Raw genomic sequence first — 14,656 nt, 5'->3', positions numbered from 1 at the left:
GCCCCGACAAATCGGGGCTTTTCCTCCATTCGGTGGCTCGCCCAGCGGTCAGCGAAGCTTGGATCCCTCAGTTCAAGGAGATACACATGAAGCGTTCTGTACTGTTAGGTCTGTTCGTTACTGCCTCGATGATGGCGTCCACTTCGTTCGCCGCAGACAAGCCTGCCGATCTGTGCGATGCCAATATTCAAACCATCAATGGTATGAAAGCTCAGCTGTCAGCGAAGCCAGAACTGAGCCAGCGCGCCGAAACCAGCGTGAGCAAGGCCCAAGCGCTGAAAGCCCAAGGTAAAATCGACGACTGCGTTGCCGAAACGTCGCAAACCATCGTTGAGCTACGTAAAAACACCGGCACCAACAACTGATCCAGACTGACGGGCCAACCTGCGGGTTGGCCTCGTCGGCAGATTGACGTACACTGTGCACGCTTGTTGCCCGATCAGATTTACCGGGCAATGAGTTCGGGGCCGTTTAGGATTCGACGCCGGTTGCGAAACTCTAGGTGCATGCCGACTTGGTAACAGAAGTCGTAAATCCACTGTTGCAACTACTTATAGTTGCCAATGACGACCAATACGGTGTTGCTCTCGCTGCTTAATTGCAGCTGACAATGCTCCTGGTACCTTCGGGTCCAGCAATCATCAGGGGATGTCTGTAAACCCGAAATGATTGTCATATAGAACAGAATCGCCGTGCAGTACGTTGTGGACGAAGCGGCTAAAACTTACACAACTCGCCCAAAGCACCCTGCCCGTCGGGTCGCTGAGGGTTAACTTAATAGACACGGCTACGCATGTAGTACCGACAGCGGAGTACTGGCGGACGGGGGTTCAAATCCCCCGGCTCCACCAAATGATCAAAAAAAGACGTCCACGGACGTCTTTTTTTGTGCCTGCGATCCAGTAAATCCGTCGCTTACAGCGCTTTTGCGGTCTTTTGAGATTTTTTGAGTTCCAGCCATTCGGGTATTCCAGACGGTATTCCAGCCCATGCGGTGCTAATCTTTGGAATACCGAATCAGTGCCTGAGGACAATCTCATGCCTGCCCAAAACCTCCGCCTCTCCGATCGACAGCTCAAGGGAGTCAAACCCGCGTCCAAGGATTACGTCCTCACTGACGGTGACGGTTTGCAGCTCCGCGTACGCAGCAACGGCTCGTTGCTGTGGAATTTCAACTACCGAGAACCGGTGACCAAGAAGCGCATCAACATCGGCTTCGGGACCTATCCCGAACTGTCACTGGCGAACGCACGAAAGATGGCAGTTCAAGCCCGCGAGCTGCTCGCCCAGGGCATCGATCCGAAGGTGCAGCGCAACACGCTGAATGAAGCCAAGCGCGCAGAAACGGAACACACCTTCGAGAACGTGGCCACCGCCTGGTTCGAGCTTAAAAAGGACTCGGTCACCCCGGCCTACGCCGAGGACATCTGGCGGTCGCTGACACTGCACGTGTTCCCCGATTTGAAGACGACACCACTTGCGAAAATCACCGCGCCGATGGTGATCGCATTGCTTCGTCCAATCGAAGCGAAAGGCAGCCTGGAAACGGTCAAGCGTCTCAGCCAGCGACTAAACGAGATCATGACCTACGGCGTAAACTCCGGCCTGATCTTCGCCAACCCGCTCAGCGGCATCAGGGCAGTCTTCAAGAAGCCCAAAAAGAGAACATGGCTGCGCTTCCACCCGAAGAGCTCCCGGAGCTCATGCTGGAGATCGCGAACGCCAGCATCAAACGTACCACCCGCTGCCTGATCGAATGGCAGTTGCACACGATGACTCGCCCCGCCGAGGCGGCGACCACTCGCTGGGCAGACATCGACTTTGAAAGGCGTGTCTGGACCATCCCAGCAGAGCGGATGAAGAAGCGCCGTCCGCACAGCATCCCGTTGAGTGACCACGCTCTTGCACTGTTGGAGTCACTGAAGACCCACAGCGGCCATCGCGAATACGTCTTCCCGGCAGACAGAAATCCGCGCACGCACGCCAATAGCCAGACCGCCAACATGGCGTTAAAACGCATGGGGTTCCAGGATCGGTTGGTGAGCCACGGCATGCGCTCGATGGCCAGCACCATCTTGAATGAACATGGCTGGGACCCGGAGCTTATTGAGGTTGCACTGGCGCATGTCGACAAGGATGAGGTGCGGAGCGCCTACAACCGAGCCGACTACATCGAGCGCCGACGACCGATGATGGAGTGGTGGAGTGAGTACATTCAGAAAGCCGCCACCGGCAGCCTACTCGTCTCCGCATATGGCCACGTCAGAGACAAGAACGTGGTGCCGATCCGCTAGCGCTTTACAGGCGCAATAACGGCGGCGACAGCAACTGAGCGCTCAAGATTCAGGGAAAGCAGCCTCGTTTATCCGCTTGTCAGCGCGGGTCCATCCAAACAGGGCTGCAAAGCCGCCCTGTTTGGATGGACCTCACTTTGAAGAGCTAAAAGCCACGACGTTGTCCGGGATTTACCACGGAATTCCACCGATGGATAACCGCTTTTCACGTCCTCAAGGGCGCTTAATTTCGGCCCTTGACCGGGTTTATCCACAGGCGTAGAACTGGCCGTGCAAAGGCTGTCGATGACAGCACCCTAGGTGACCCGAGCCTTAAAGGTCACGCCGCTCCCGCGGTGGTTCAGCCCAAGTACGATTCGCATCCGGCAGCTCGTACGGTCACTACCCATGTGATGGTCTTACACATATAGCGCTCGTGCGCCAGATACACCGTACCTCGCTGCCCTGCAGCAACCTATCCGCTTGGCCGAATACTGCACCAACCTGTGCCCGTCTCTTTCTTCTGGAAAGAGACGGGCACTTCTACCACTGCTGCAGCCCTGATCGCACAAGGCTTTGCGGCATTCCCCCTCGTGACAATCGGCGTGACAAACGCCGATGTCACCAGCAACAGCGCTGTAGATGATGGTACCGCAGACCAAGGAATGGACTGCACCTGACTGACAGTCAGGTATGCCCCGGTCATCGCATTGCTGCGTTCACCCGGCTCAGGATCTTCAGGTGCTGGTTTTGTCAGCCAGCACTGCCTCTACCCGCCCACCGGCAACGGTACTCAGGAGGCCAGATCATGAGATGCCCTTGCTCCCGGACGTAAGGAGCCGCCAGTCCCGCGTAGAGGACATTCCCCACAGGTCGCAGGGGCCTTGATCCCTGATAACACTCAGCATTCTTGGCGGGATGACGTGGGGCGAGGATCGGAGAACGGCAGATGAGGTGATTGTGATGGCATTGGTGGGTAGGCGAGATGGCCGCAATTTCGGCTACGGCAGGCAATTGAGTTACGCAGGTCCGCAGGCGCTCAAAGACATGTTCGGCGGCGGTCACTACGGCACAGTGAGGGCACACTGTGATCGGTGGCAGGCATTCGTAAAGTGGTGCCGCTCCGAACAAGGACCCGGTATCAATGATGCGCGGCAAATTGATCGAAAGGTATTGGCCGACTACGCAGCGTATCTGCGCGACATAGTTAAGCGCGGTGATCTCGCCGTCAGCACCGCGCAAAACCGCCTATCCAGCGTTAACAGGACCATGGCAGCGCTTCGCGGTGATCAGTACGTGAAGTTGCCCAGTCCGAGTAAGGCGTTAGGTATGCAGCGCACCGGGGTTCGACAATCAGTGCCGCAAGGCCAAGACCGCGAACAGGTTAAGCAGATCGTCGATGCGCTTTGCAGCTGTCATCAGCTACGAGCGGCAGCGATCGTTCTGTTGGCGCGAGCCACCGGCATGCGCTTGCGTGAGGCTATCTTGGCTGACCTGCCACGGCTAAGCCGTGAGGCTAAGGATTTAGGCAGGATTAACATTCAGGATGGCACCAAAGGCGGCCGCGCCGGCGCCTCGGCGCCACGTTGGATTGCGGTGGATGGCTATGTTCGAGGTGCACTTGGGTTTGCACGGCAAGTGTCGCCTGCGGGTAGCCGCAACCTGCTTGCGCCACACGAAAGCTACCTGAATCTTCTGCAAGAAATCATCCGCCCTGCGCGGGACATCCTGCATGCACACATCCTCAAAGGCTTCCATGAGCTGCGAGCGGCGTATGCGTGTAAGCGCTATGAGCAAATCACCCAACATCGCGCGCCTATCAACGGTGGCCAATGCTCCTTGGCAGATAGAAACCTTGATCGTGAAGCCCGACGGCAAATCGGCCATGAGCTGGGGCACGGTCGGATCGACGTTGTCGCTGCCTACGTAGGTGGTCGCAGATGAATAAGGTATTTGATATGGAGCTGTTCTTGGCTGCGGTGCTGACCGGATCGTATTCCACACAACAACGCCATTTGCGGCAAGCGAGAATCATCCAACATGAAATCTCAGAGCGCTGGCAACGACAGACGCCTTGGGCTTGGCAGAAAAAACATTTGGCTTGGTTTCTAGAACATCGCATAAATCAACGCAGCGATGCAACGCGGTATTACTACTTGCTGACAGTGCGGCTGCTCACTCGTCGTTTACAAAAAGCATGGAAGTTCAATCGATGAGTGAGACCGGCTGCTATCGTCCCATTTTCGCTGAGTCGGCTAACGGCCAGAAGCCGCCCTCTCGTGCAGAGGCAGCGTCAGGACTGAACTATCTGCATAACTAAATACGATTCATTCCAATGCCTTACCGGACAGCCGAGTACACGCTCTCACCAGCCCCGTAGTAACTCGTGAAAATGTGGTGGAAGGCCAGTTCGCACTTTTCGTTGTAAATCCCCTCGTCGTAGCTCTCAGGCAAGCCTCGATCAAAAACAATCTCTAGAGTACGCCGTACATCGCTCCTGGCCCTGTCTTTCTTCCGCCAGTCCAGCACCAGCTTCTCGGCCTTCAGCGTTTCCAAAAGCTCTTTGCAGACCTTCTTCACTAGCGCCCTATCCTTATCAGCAAGCTCAGGCACTGGATTGGTCAGTATGTCGAACAGTGCTAGTTCTTCCTCAGAGAGGTTCTCGCGGATAGCCCGTTGATCCTCGACCTGCAGATCAGCAGTAAGATCCACCAACTGCTTGAAGAACACCTCGATGTTCATGCTGCCTGAGTTGTAGGCATCGATCAGCTTCTGAAACTTCTCCATGAAGTCCTTGCGAGTGGGGTTCTCAGTCAGCATGGTTTCCAGTTTCATGCTCAGCAAGGCCCGGAGCTTCTCGGCCTCGGTGCGCTTGCGCCCCTGATTGAACTTCTCCTTAAGTTTCTCGAAGTCGATCTGGCCGAGGTCATACAGGGGCTGATCATCGTCGTCCTTGATGATGTAAGGCACCGGAGCGATGGAGCGATCCAGCAACTCCTCAACCTGCTGCATCACATCCAAGATGTCGACGGGTGGAGCCAATGCTTTGATCTTCTGGGCAATCACGGAGATCAGCACAGCGTCAGGAGCGAGCTCATTGGCATCAGGATCGGGAAGAATCGCTCTGTAGACCCGAGACACAATCCGGGCCTGACTCATAAAGCTGTTCTTGGTTTCCTCATTGGCAATGAGTTGCTCAACAGCATCATCCAGCTTGGCCACCTTCTCGAAGCCTTGAGCATCCTTGATGGTCTGGGCATTCACACCATGCTCGGACAGGAACGAGATCCCCCTTGCAAGCAGATGCTTCAAGTACTCGACCAACTCGGCCTTGTTCTTGATCGGCTCTCCCTCACCACCTTCACCAGAAGAAGCCCCGCCATAGATCGCCAAGGCTTCCTGCAGCTTTCGGAAGACACCTACATAGTCGACGATTAGCCCTGCTTCCTTACCGGGATACTTCCGGTTGGCCCGAGCGATAGTCTGCATCAGGGTGTGGTTCTTCATCGGCTTGTCGAGGTAGATAGTCGAGCAAGACGGCACATCAAAGCCGGTGATCCACATGGCGCACACGAAGACCAACCGCAGAGGATCCTTAGAGTCCTTGAACTTCTCGCCCAGGTTCTCCTCGTTCATGCGCTTACGGTGCGGAAGAATGTCCAGCCCTTTGTCGGCTAGCTCCTTCACCTCGTTCTGACCTTGGGAGACGACCACCGCCATGTCGGTCGATGTCATCACCTGAACCTTGTGCTGCAACTCCTCTAGCTGCTCCTTGGGAGCCTTTGCGAGCTGAGCTTTCAGATCAGCCAGATAGGTCTTCCAGTGATCCTGAACCTTGTTGTACATGCGGACGGCAGTGGCCTTGTCAATGCATACCAGCATAGCCTTGCCCTGGTAACCACGACCAACGAAGTGGTTCACCAGATCCTTGGCGATGGCCTCCAGGCGATCCTCTCGGGTGATCAGGTGGTACTCACGAGCGAAGACCTGCTCGACTTTGCGCTCCTGGTCCTCATCCAGTTCGGCCTCTTCGAGTAACGCCGCCATGTCCTCGTTGAGGCTTTCGTTGATGAGCTGCATCTCGGGAATGCGGTTCTCGTAGTAGAGCGGAACCGTGGCACCGTCCGCGATGGACTGGCCGAAGTCATAGACGGAGATGTAGTCTCCAAAGACCTCTTTGGTCTTCTCCTCGCCAGCCATCAGCGGCGTCCCGGTGAAGCCCAGGAAGGCGGCATTGGGAAGAGCCGTCCTCATGTTCATAGCCAGGGTGTCGTACTGGGAACGGTGAGCCTCGTCGGTGATGACAACGATGTCCTGGCGATCCGAGAGCTGCGGATAGACCTCGCCTTTCTTCGTGCCGAACTTCTGAATCAGCGTGAAGACGTAGCGGTGATCCTCACTGAGCAACTGCTTGAGATGAGCACCGCTAGTGGCATGTGCCTCAACCTCGCCCACTGCACCTGTAACGGCGAAAGTCTTGTAGATTTGCTCGTCCAGTTCGTTGCGGTCGGTGACGATCACGAAGGTCCAATTACCTGGGATCTTGCGCAGGATCTTCTGAGCGAAGAAGACCATCGATAGAGACTTGCCTGACCCTTGGGTATGCCAGAACACACCAAGCCGCCCAGCCTGATCCTTGGGCCGATCCTTGATACGCCAGACCTCAGCGATGGCCTTATTGACCCCTAGGTACTGGTGATTCTTGGCGATCTTCTTGATTACACCGCCAGCCACGTCCTCGAAGACGGTGAAGTTCTCAACGATGTCCAGCAGCCTTGAAGGCTCACCGATACCCCGGATCGCCGTTTCAAGGGAGACCACCCCCTTCTCACCTTCGTCGTTGATCCGCTTCCACTCGAACAGATGCTCCCACGGAGAGAAGGTGCTACCCACCACCGTCTGGGAACCGTTCGACAGCATCAGTGCACCGTTGTAGGTGAAGAGCTGCGGGATGACCGTGCGGTAATCGGTGAGGTTATCGTCGTAGGCGGCCTTGAGTGTCTTGTGCGTCGCTTTCAGTTCAACAAACAAGAGTGGGATACCGTTCACGAAGCCCAGCAAGTCAGTGCGCCGGGTGTGGTAGTCCCCCTTCACCCAGAACTGGGACGCGAGGAAGAAGTCGTTCTCCTCAACATTGCTCCAGTCGATGACCTTGGCCACCTTGAGCGTATTGTGTCCATGCTCATCGGTAACCGAGACGGGCACCCCATCCTTCAGCAGCCGGTAGACCTCCTGATTGGCATTGACCGGCAGCAGCTTGGAGCGATCTCGAGCCAATTCCTCGACCACCACATTGATGGCCTCGTTGGGTAGATCAGGATTGAGCTTACTTAGAACAGCCCGCAGACGCCCCTCCAGCACCACATCCTGCTGGGTCTGTCGACCTTCGCTGGAGGAACTACCTGTCCACTCTGCGTAGAGGTTCCCAGTGTCCCAGCCGAGAGACTCGAACAGTGCGATGGCTGGCTGCTCGACCAGCGTGTCCTCAGAATAGTCGTGCGAATGCGGTGCTGCTGGACTCATGCGCCTGAACTCCTTTTAGGTCGGCATGGGGATATCGGATACGTCGATCTCACCGGAGATTAGCTTGGGAAGTAGCAGGTCTCTTTGGGCTCGGAGGTTAGCGTTCTTATCTACTAGCTTACGGCATAAGCGCATCAATGGGTTTGCAATAGCTAACCATGCGTCTTGAAGACTTTGGTTCGGAAGCACAACTTGGAACTTCCTAAAGTCCTTCAGAATTATCCTGGGGATTGCAACACCAGAAACGCAGCCTTTCATTCTGGCTATAGTCTCAGGGTGCCTAAGTAAACAAACCAAGAGATCCGATACGGACTTATTGGTTGGACGAAGAATGGCAATTGACGACAACAGTACCAAATCCTGATCTTTCTCGACCGAAAAGATGTGCTTTAGGTAGCTTCCATCTTTAGCAACCAAGACATCGCCAACCATCGGCTTGCAGTTATTCCTTACAAGCTCATCATAATCCGCTTGAGATATTTTTCTGCACTTCGAGACATCAACACCCCAGTCATGCATATCTTTAACCGAAGCCATGGGCATCCCAGCCTCCGCAGTCGGAGGGCTTTTATGTGCTCCATCAGTAATTAGGTCGCAAACCTCTTCTAACTTAACAACACCCCACCTCTCAGGAATCAAACCAAGCTCACTTTCCCTGAATTCTACCCCATCGTGCCCCGGAAAGCGGAACTGAACGAACCACTCCTCATACAAGCGCCGCGCCATTTCTTCGAGAATCTCGATGCGACGCGTGTTGTTTTCGATTAGGTCGTCGTAACTCGTTATAACTCTTGAGATCCTTTCCTGAGTTTCCACTGGAGGCAGCAAAAATCTAAATCTCTTAATATCCTTTGCGCTTATATGCGGAATGTTTACGCCAGTCAGAATTGAGAGAACATAGTCGGTAAAATCAGTGCTACCAATAACGCAACGCAGATAGTCTGTCTTAAGACTTTCAGTACCACGAAGACGCGCTACTCGCTGAACAAGGAGTGCGGGAGTATCCTTGCGCTTAACTCTGGCATACTTTAGGCCCGCACTGATCCAAGGTCGATCCATCGCGAGAATTATGTCCCCCTCCCTAAGATGAAACGCCTCGTATCTCTGGTAGTCAGCGACAGGCCATCTTTTAGCCTTATCCCAACGCAGTTCTCCCTGAGCAACATTGTCTCCACGCAGCAGACGCACATCGCTTTCCTCGTCTGTATAGCCGGAGCTTTTAAACGCGTACCCGACTACTAAGTCAACATGATCTTCTAGAGTAATCTCCTTCCAAGAAGTACCTACAGTCATGCGGATGCTCCATCGAAGATCACTGCGATGTTATCTGCAATTCTCGACTCGAGTTCTCGTGACTCAGCGTTCAGAACCTCCAGTTCTTCGGCCAACTCCTCTAGTCGCTCAGTGAAGTCCACATCCTCCACCTCTCTTGCAGCAGCCCCCACATAGCGCCCAGGGTTCAGCGACCAGCCCTGAGACTCGATTAGCTCGCGAGAAGCAACCTTGCATAGCCCTGGCACATCCACGTAACCATCGCCCATTCCTTTCTCGGCAAGTAACTCAGCACTTCCCTGCTCTAACTCTGGGGCTTCGTCTCGATAAAGCCGAACGATGTTGGCAATAAATTCGATCTGCTCAGGTTTGAAGTCACGGTGCGCTCGGTCGATCTGCCGGTAGATGTGGCGAGCATCGATAAACAGAACCTTGTCTGCTCGCTCCGCATCACGTTCTTTCGCCCGATCAAAAAACCACAGCGTGCAAGGTAGCGTTACTGTGTAGAAGAAGTTGGAACCAACCGACACGATTACCTCGACAGCGCCGCTCTCAATCAGCTTCTGCCGGATAATCTGCTCGCTACCCCGAGCATCACCTGCCGAGTTCGCCATAACAAAACCAGCGCGTCCTTTTTTGTTCAGCGATGCGTAAAAGAGCTGGATCCAGAGGTAGTTGGCGTTGTCGGTCTTCGGTATATCGAACGGGAACCGCAGATCGCCGTCAAGACGCTCCTTATCTACACCCGATACGTTGAATGGCGGATTAGCCATAACGAAGTCAAAGCGACCGCCATCACGAGTAACAGACTCATGTGGGTCTTCGTAGTAGGTGTTGGCAATACGCACATCGCCCGATAGGCCATGCACAGCTAGGTTCATCTTGTTGAGGTTGACCGTAACCTGCTCTTTCTCGGTGCCAAAGATGGAGATTTCTTCCATCGCCCTCTTGTGGTGACGTTTCACGAAGTCAGCCGACTGGGCGAACATGCCGCCGGAACCACAAGCCGGATCGAAGATACGTCCGTGGAACGGTTCGATGATCTCGACGATCAGCTTTACGATGGCCTCGGGGGTGTAAAAGACGCCGCCTTTCTGTCCTTCCTTCAGCGCGAAGTTGCCTAGGAAGTACTCGTAGACCTTACCGAAAGCGTCCCCGCTGAGATCAACCGGCCCGAGCAGCTTGATCAGCTCCAGCAGCACCTTGTTGCCAAGCTGGACGTAGTTGCGAGGCAGCGCGCCTTTGAGATCGACGTTCTCTTCTTCGACGGCCTTCATGGCTTCGTTGATAGCCAGCCCGATGACATCGCCTTCGGTGAGGGTCTGCAGGTAAGAGAAACGAGCCTTTTCTGGCAGGAAGATCACACCCTCAGCGAGGTAGTCGTCTTTGCTGACCTTACGGCGTCCACCAGAGCCAAGTGGTCCTAGCTTCTCTTCTGCAGCGGCGTACATCTTCTCGGCATATCGCAGGAATATCAGCCCGAGTACAGGAACGGAAAACTCCCCCGGCCTCAGGCCCGTGTTGGCCCATAGCTGGTCTGCAACAGCCCACAAACGCTTTTCCACATCTCCGCTGACCAAAGTCTTCTCTCGACAGTGCTTAAAAATGCGAGAAGCTTACTACAGTGGCTTAAAAATCGATCAGTGTTGCAGGGGTTTTCTGAATGCTGATCGGTACCGCTTCTTCATAAGGACCGATTTGGACCAAATGCTGCCGTTCGTCACCGGCAGCTTTGGATCGACGCCGGCCCGCTACCAACCATCGTTTAGATTCGTTTGCTGCCAATCAGAATAATTGGCCCGCCCACCTACCTCTGGGTGACCATCGGGCCAAATCAGGTAGTACGTGACGGTAAGGTAGTGACCTCTCCGGATGAACGCACCAAGCACGACAAATCGATTCGCGATAGATTCGGCCCCAATTCATATTTGGAGCCGGTTCTCCAAAAGCACCGTCCATCGGAATCCAGACCATGCAGCGTTCCAACTGGTATTCCAAGCAATTTGGCCAAAAAATAATTTACCAGCCAAAACAGATAGATACCGACTGTTTTCAGATTACCCCGGCCCACCAACTCGACGAAGAAGACGCCTTAGGGCGTCTTTTTTTGTGGCTGAAATCCAGTAAAAGCGCGAGCTCTAACGCTTTGCGGTCTGAGATGTTTCGAGCTCCAGCCATTCGGGTAGAGACCTGACCATAGAGGAATTGATGGAGCCTAAGCGAGCTTTTATATGGGCAGGGTAATATCTCTGTGCGCTGACCAAAGCGCTGCTGGATGACGCGGCGCTGTTGATGATGCCCTGAGCTCGAATCGAGCCCAAAGCTTGGCCGTCACCATTACACAACCTCACTTGCGGCCATATCATCGAATTGAGGAAAACGCTCCTTCAATCGCTCGATAGTTGCTCTCCATTTCGGCGTCTTGGGCCGGCAAACCGTATTTTGATTCCCGAACATTCCGATCTCACGAACCGCCAGGCTAACCGGAACGGTTTGCAACCACTGGACCGGGACGAAATATTCACAGTGCTCAGGGTCATCAATGAATTCGGCGTGATAGTTGGCGCGGACCGCGACTTGCATCACCGGTCGCTCCTCGCCATCCTTAATCACCTTGAATTCTTTTGCTGCGACAGCAGGGCCAAGCACGCGTCCAACCCCCACATAACCTTGCTGGGGGATATTGATCCACACACGGTCCTCTGCGGACAACAGCTGGAGGGTCTTGCTGTACCAGGAACCTCCACCGCCGGATATGAACCCGAACTCCACAGCATCGACCCATGAGCGTGAATCCGAGTCTCCAAATGAGCAGTAAAACTCGCCATTCCAAGGCTCACTCAGCCCTTGGCTGGCAGACGCGGCATTCACTTGGGTCTGCACTGGATCAAGCAGCCAAGATCTACTCAGCAATTGCTGCTCGCCTGCCTGAAAGACCTGGAAGCAAAGCACGTTGATAGGGATGTCGCGCTTGCTAAGGTATTGCACGATCCGCTCGCTACTCGCATCCAACTCTGTGGCGACGATTATCAACTGATGGCTGGCATTCAGCTCATCGTCATCCAGCACACGGCCGAAACGTGTTTGGAAGTCGACAGAGAGGCTTTGCCCTGGACGGAAACGTTGATAAATCGCAGCGATATCGCTTTCGGTCAGGCCATCTACCCAGGCGGCGTAATCGAGTGTTTGAGCAACCACCTCGCGAGGGGTGCGGTCTCGTTTGAGCTCAATCAGCACAAGGCTGCCGTCAGGCGCGACAGCTAGCAGGTCGATGCGCCCACCCGCATCTGTAAGCTCTTGCCGTCCTATGAGCATCCATTCTTCGGACAGAATACTCGGCGAGTTGACGATCATTTCCTCTAAAAGCTGCTCGCTTGGCAATTGGCTTTGGTACAGCTTTTTTGGTGCAGAGCCAACGGTCCAAACGTCGGTTTTGATGGGCACGGAGCATTCCTTGATCGCTATGGTTGGCGCTAGTGAAGCATGGATCAGAGAGGCGTTGATAGCTGTTCTTCGGGCACGTCAGAGCCTGGCCATCGTGGAAGTTACGCTTCTGACGACGCCGTTACCGACGGTATCATCAAGGAAGGCAAACCCGGGCAGGACAAAATCTTGAAAGATAAGCCCAACGGGAGTATTTCTCTTCGTGCGCAGGCCGCGATGGAATGAGCCGATTTTCCAGACTCTATAAAAAGACTACGGCGCCGTAGTGTCCGCCCAAGTCACCTTGTGTAAGTCAGGCCGAAATGCGGCTACCCCACAAGCGCTCGATATAGCTGCCAGCAGGGCGTAAGCCATCCTTGTCGGGAAGTCTGGACCAACTATCCGCCTACAATAATTTTTTCTGACCTGAGCGATACTTAATCCGTCCGGCGAGTCTTGGCTAAACACCAAACAAGCAGAATAAAAACAGGCTAGCGATAGTTAGCCGACCCTGACAGTCATGCTGAAACCCTGTGGCTTCACCGCCACAACAGCCCAACTAAAGCAAACCGCTCTGTTGCAGAAACGCTTTAGACACCCCCTCAATCGACTCCCGCCCCACATCCACCCGCGAATTAAGCCCCGCAATCGTCTCATCATCCAGCTTGGAAGACAGCGCATTCAGCAACTCCCCAACCTTCGGATTCGCCGCAAGCACCTCTGTCCGAACAACCGGCGTCAACGCATAACCAGGAAAGAACCCCCTATCATCCTTCAACACCACAAAACCAAACGCCGGTATCCGCCCATCCGTAGACAGCACCAACGCCAGATCAACCTGACCATCCCTAAGCGCCTGATAGGTCAACCCGCCATCCATGCGCACGATGTTCTTGCGCTCGAATTCAAACCCGTACTCCTCCTGAAGAGGACGCAAACCATCAGGACGTGAGAAAAACTCAGCATTCGACGCAAACTTGTAGGCTTTACCCGCTTCGATGTTTTTCGCCAGATCGCTGATCGAGACGACGCCATCCTTTTCGGCGTCCACTTTGCGCATGGCCAGTGCGTAGGTGTTATTGGCCTTGGAAGGGTTCAGCCAGGTGATGCCCTTTTGCGCATCCAGTTCGCTGATTTTTTTGTAGGTTTCTTCAGCGCTGAGTTTGTCGGTGACTTTGTTGTAAGTGATCAGGGAGGTGCCGGTGTATTCCCAATACACATCCACCTGACCGTTCTCTTGTGCCGCGCGCAGTACCGATGAGCCCAAGTCTGCGCGTTTATCGACCTTGTACCCGTTGGCGCGCAGTAGTTGTGCGGTCATTTCGGCGACCAGTTGTTGTTCGGTAAATTTCTTGCCGCCGACGACAATTGTGGTGTTGGCGGAAGCGTTGCCGACAACACCGGCAACGAGACTAAAGCTGAAGATCAGACTGGCCAGTATTCGATAAATCATCGTGCACCTCATGTTATTGATTTAGGTGAAGGGTGTTCGGATTCATTGGCGTCCGGCCATGCGCAAGCCTCGGGAGACTGCAGCGTGCTGAATCAAGCCGCAGCCCAGATCGACGGCAATCGCCAGGAGCGCGGTCGCTACGGCGCCGGCGAGCATCATGCCGAAGTCGTTGAGGTCGATGCCGGTGAAGATCAGCTCGCCCAGCCCGCCGCCACCGACGAGGAAGGCCAGCGGTGCGGTGCCGACGTTGATCGCCAGCGCGGTACGGATGCCGGCGAAAATCACGTTCAGCGCGTTGGGAATTTCGACTTTCCACAGCGTTTCCCGTGGCGTCATGCCCATGGCTTCGGCCGCTTCGACCAGATGCTGCGGCACCGCGCGCAAGCCTTCGTAGGTGTTGACCGCGACGGGGAGCAAGGTCGCGACAAACAAGCCGAAGATCGCTGCCCCGCTGCCGACGCCGATCAAGCTCATGGCCAACGCCAGCAGCGCGAGTTTGGGAATTGCCTGCCCCACGTTCAGGACCTGCATGCTGGCCATGGCATAACGCTGGTTCGCCGGGCGGCTCATCCACACACCCAACGGCAGCGCAATGGCGATGGCCAGCACTCCGCTGACGGCGACGATCTGCAAATGCTGGACGGTCAGGTAGCTGATGTCGCCCCAGTAGAACTGCAGCCCCTGCCAGAATCGGTTGAGTAAGTCCGCCATC

At 54.9% G+C, this 14,656-nt stretch carries 9 protein-coding genes, 1 other RNA gene and 1 pseudogene; 5 read left to right on the top strand and 6 right to left on the bottom strand.

Annotated features, from left to right (window positions below):
• The first annotated feature begins 86 nt into the window (after window positions 1–86).
• From ACZZZ4_RS12610 to ACZZZ4_RS12590, 5 genes and pseudogenes are all read left to right on the top strand, one after another.
• Window positions 87–365, top strand: coding sequence for a hypothetical protein (locus ACZZZ4_RS12610; RefSeq protein ID WP_463549273.1), 279 nt, complete (start codon window positions 87–89; stop codon window positions 363–365).
• A 98-nt stretch (window positions 366–463) separates the two neighbouring features.
• Window positions 464–851: a transfer-messenger RNA gene (ssrA, locus tag ACZZZ4_RS12605) on the top strand.
• 187 nt (window positions 852–1,038) lie between these two features.
• Window positions 1,039–2,294: pseudogene (locus ACZZZ4_RS12600) on the top strand (integrase domain-containing protein).
• 942 nt (window positions 2,295–3,236) lie between these two features.
• Window positions 3,237–4,217: an integrase domain-containing protein gene (locus tag ACZZZ4_RS12595; RefSeq protein ID WP_463547954.1), complete on the top strand. Its 981-nt coding sequence runs from the start codon at window positions 3,237–3,239 to the stop codon at window positions 4,215–4,217.
• On the top strand, window positions 4,214–4,489 hold the full coding sequence (locus tag ACZZZ4_RS12590; protein ID WP_463547953.1) for a hypothetical protein: 276 nt from the start codon (window positions 4,214–4,216) through the stop codon (window positions 4,487–4,489). The genes ACZZZ4_RS12595 and ACZZZ4_RS12590 overlap by 4 nt, the downstream gene beginning before the upstream one ends.
• A gap of 124 nt (window positions 4,490–4,613) precedes the next feature.
• On the opposite strand, the gene ACZZZ4_RS12585 is transcribed toward ACZZZ4_RS12590, so the two are convergent.
• The 6 genes from ACZZZ4_RS12585 to ACZZZ4_RS12560 form a co-directional block, all read right to left on the bottom strand.
• Window positions 4,614–7,796 (bottom strand): type I restriction endonuclease subunit R, encoded by a 3,183-nt coding sequence (locus tag ACZZZ4_RS12585; RefSeq protein ID WP_463547952.1) that lies wholly within the window; start codon window positions 7,794–7,796, stop codon window positions 4,614–4,616.
• Between the two features lie 15 nt (window positions 7,797–7,811).
• On the bottom strand, window positions 7,812–9,089 hold the full coding sequence (locus ACZZZ4_RS12580) for a restriction endonuclease subunit S (protein ID WP_463547951.1): 1,278 nt from the start codon (window positions 9,087–9,089) through the stop codon (window positions 7,812–7,814).
• Window positions 9,086–10,633 (bottom strand): type I restriction-modification system subunit M, encoded by a 1,548-nt coding sequence (locus ACZZZ4_RS12575; protein ID WP_463547950.1) that lies wholly within the window; start codon window positions 10,631–10,633, stop codon window positions 9,086–9,088. Before ACZZZ4_RS12575 ends, ACZZZ4_RS12580 begins: the two co-directional genes overlap by 4 nt.
• A gap of 772 nt (window positions 10,634–11,405) precedes the next feature.
• Window positions 11,406–12,512: an endonuclease NucS domain-containing protein gene (locus ACZZZ4_RS12570; protein ID WP_463547949.1), complete on the bottom strand. Its 1,107-nt coding sequence runs from the start codon at window positions 12,510–12,512 to the stop codon at window positions 11,406–11,408.
• Between the two features lie 538 nt (window positions 12,513–13,050).
• Entirely contained in the window at window positions 13,051–13,944 is an 894-nt protein-coding gene (locus ACZZZ4_RS12565) for a glycine betaine ABC transporter substrate-binding protein (protein ID WP_463547948.1), read from the bottom strand.
• Between the two features lie 42 nt (window positions 13,945–13,986).
• Complete coding sequence (locus tag ACZZZ4_RS12560) at window positions 13,987–14,655, bottom strand: ABC transporter permease (RefSeq protein ID WP_463547947.1); 669 nt, start codon at window positions 14,653–14,655, stop codon at window positions 13,987–13,989.
• Window position 14,656: the final 1 nt, after the last annotated feature.

This window comes from Pseudomonas sp. AC252, from assembly GCF_979258105.1.
This window is presented reverse-complemented; position numbering and strand designations above follow the sequence as displayed.

What these genes read in the sequence shown, in the direction of transcription:
- ACZZZ4_RS12610 (WP_463549273.1), top strand. Translation starts at nt 87, where the DNA reads ATGAAGCGTTCTGTACTGTTAGGTCTGTTCGTTACTGCCTCGATGATG.
- ACZZZ4_RS12595 (WP_463547954.1), top strand. Translation starts at nt 3,237, where the DNA reads ATGGCATTGGTGGGTAGGCGAGATGGCCGCAATTTCGGCTACGGCAGG.
- ACZZZ4_RS12590 (WP_463547953.1), top strand. Translation starts at nt 4,214, where the DNA reads ATGAATAAGGTATTTGATATGGAGCTGTTCTTGGCTGCGGTGCTGACC.
- ACZZZ4_RS12585 (WP_463547952.1), bottom strand. Translation starts at nt 7,796, where the DNA reads ATGAGTCCAGCAGCACCGCATTCGCACGACTATTCTGAGGACACGCTG.
- ACZZZ4_RS12580 (WP_463547951.1), bottom strand. Translation starts at nt 9,089, where the DNA reads ATGACTGTAGGTACTTCTTGGAAGGAGATTACTCTAGAAGATCATGTT.
- ACZZZ4_RS12565 (WP_463547948.1), bottom strand. Translation starts at nt 13,944, where the DNA reads ATGATTTATCGAATACTGGCCAGTCTGATCTTCAGCTTTAGTCTCGTT.
- ACZZZ4_RS12560 (WP_463547947.1), bottom strand. Translation starts at nt 14,655, where the DNA reads ATGGCGGACTTACTCAACCGATTCTGGCAGGGGCTGCAGTTCTACTGG.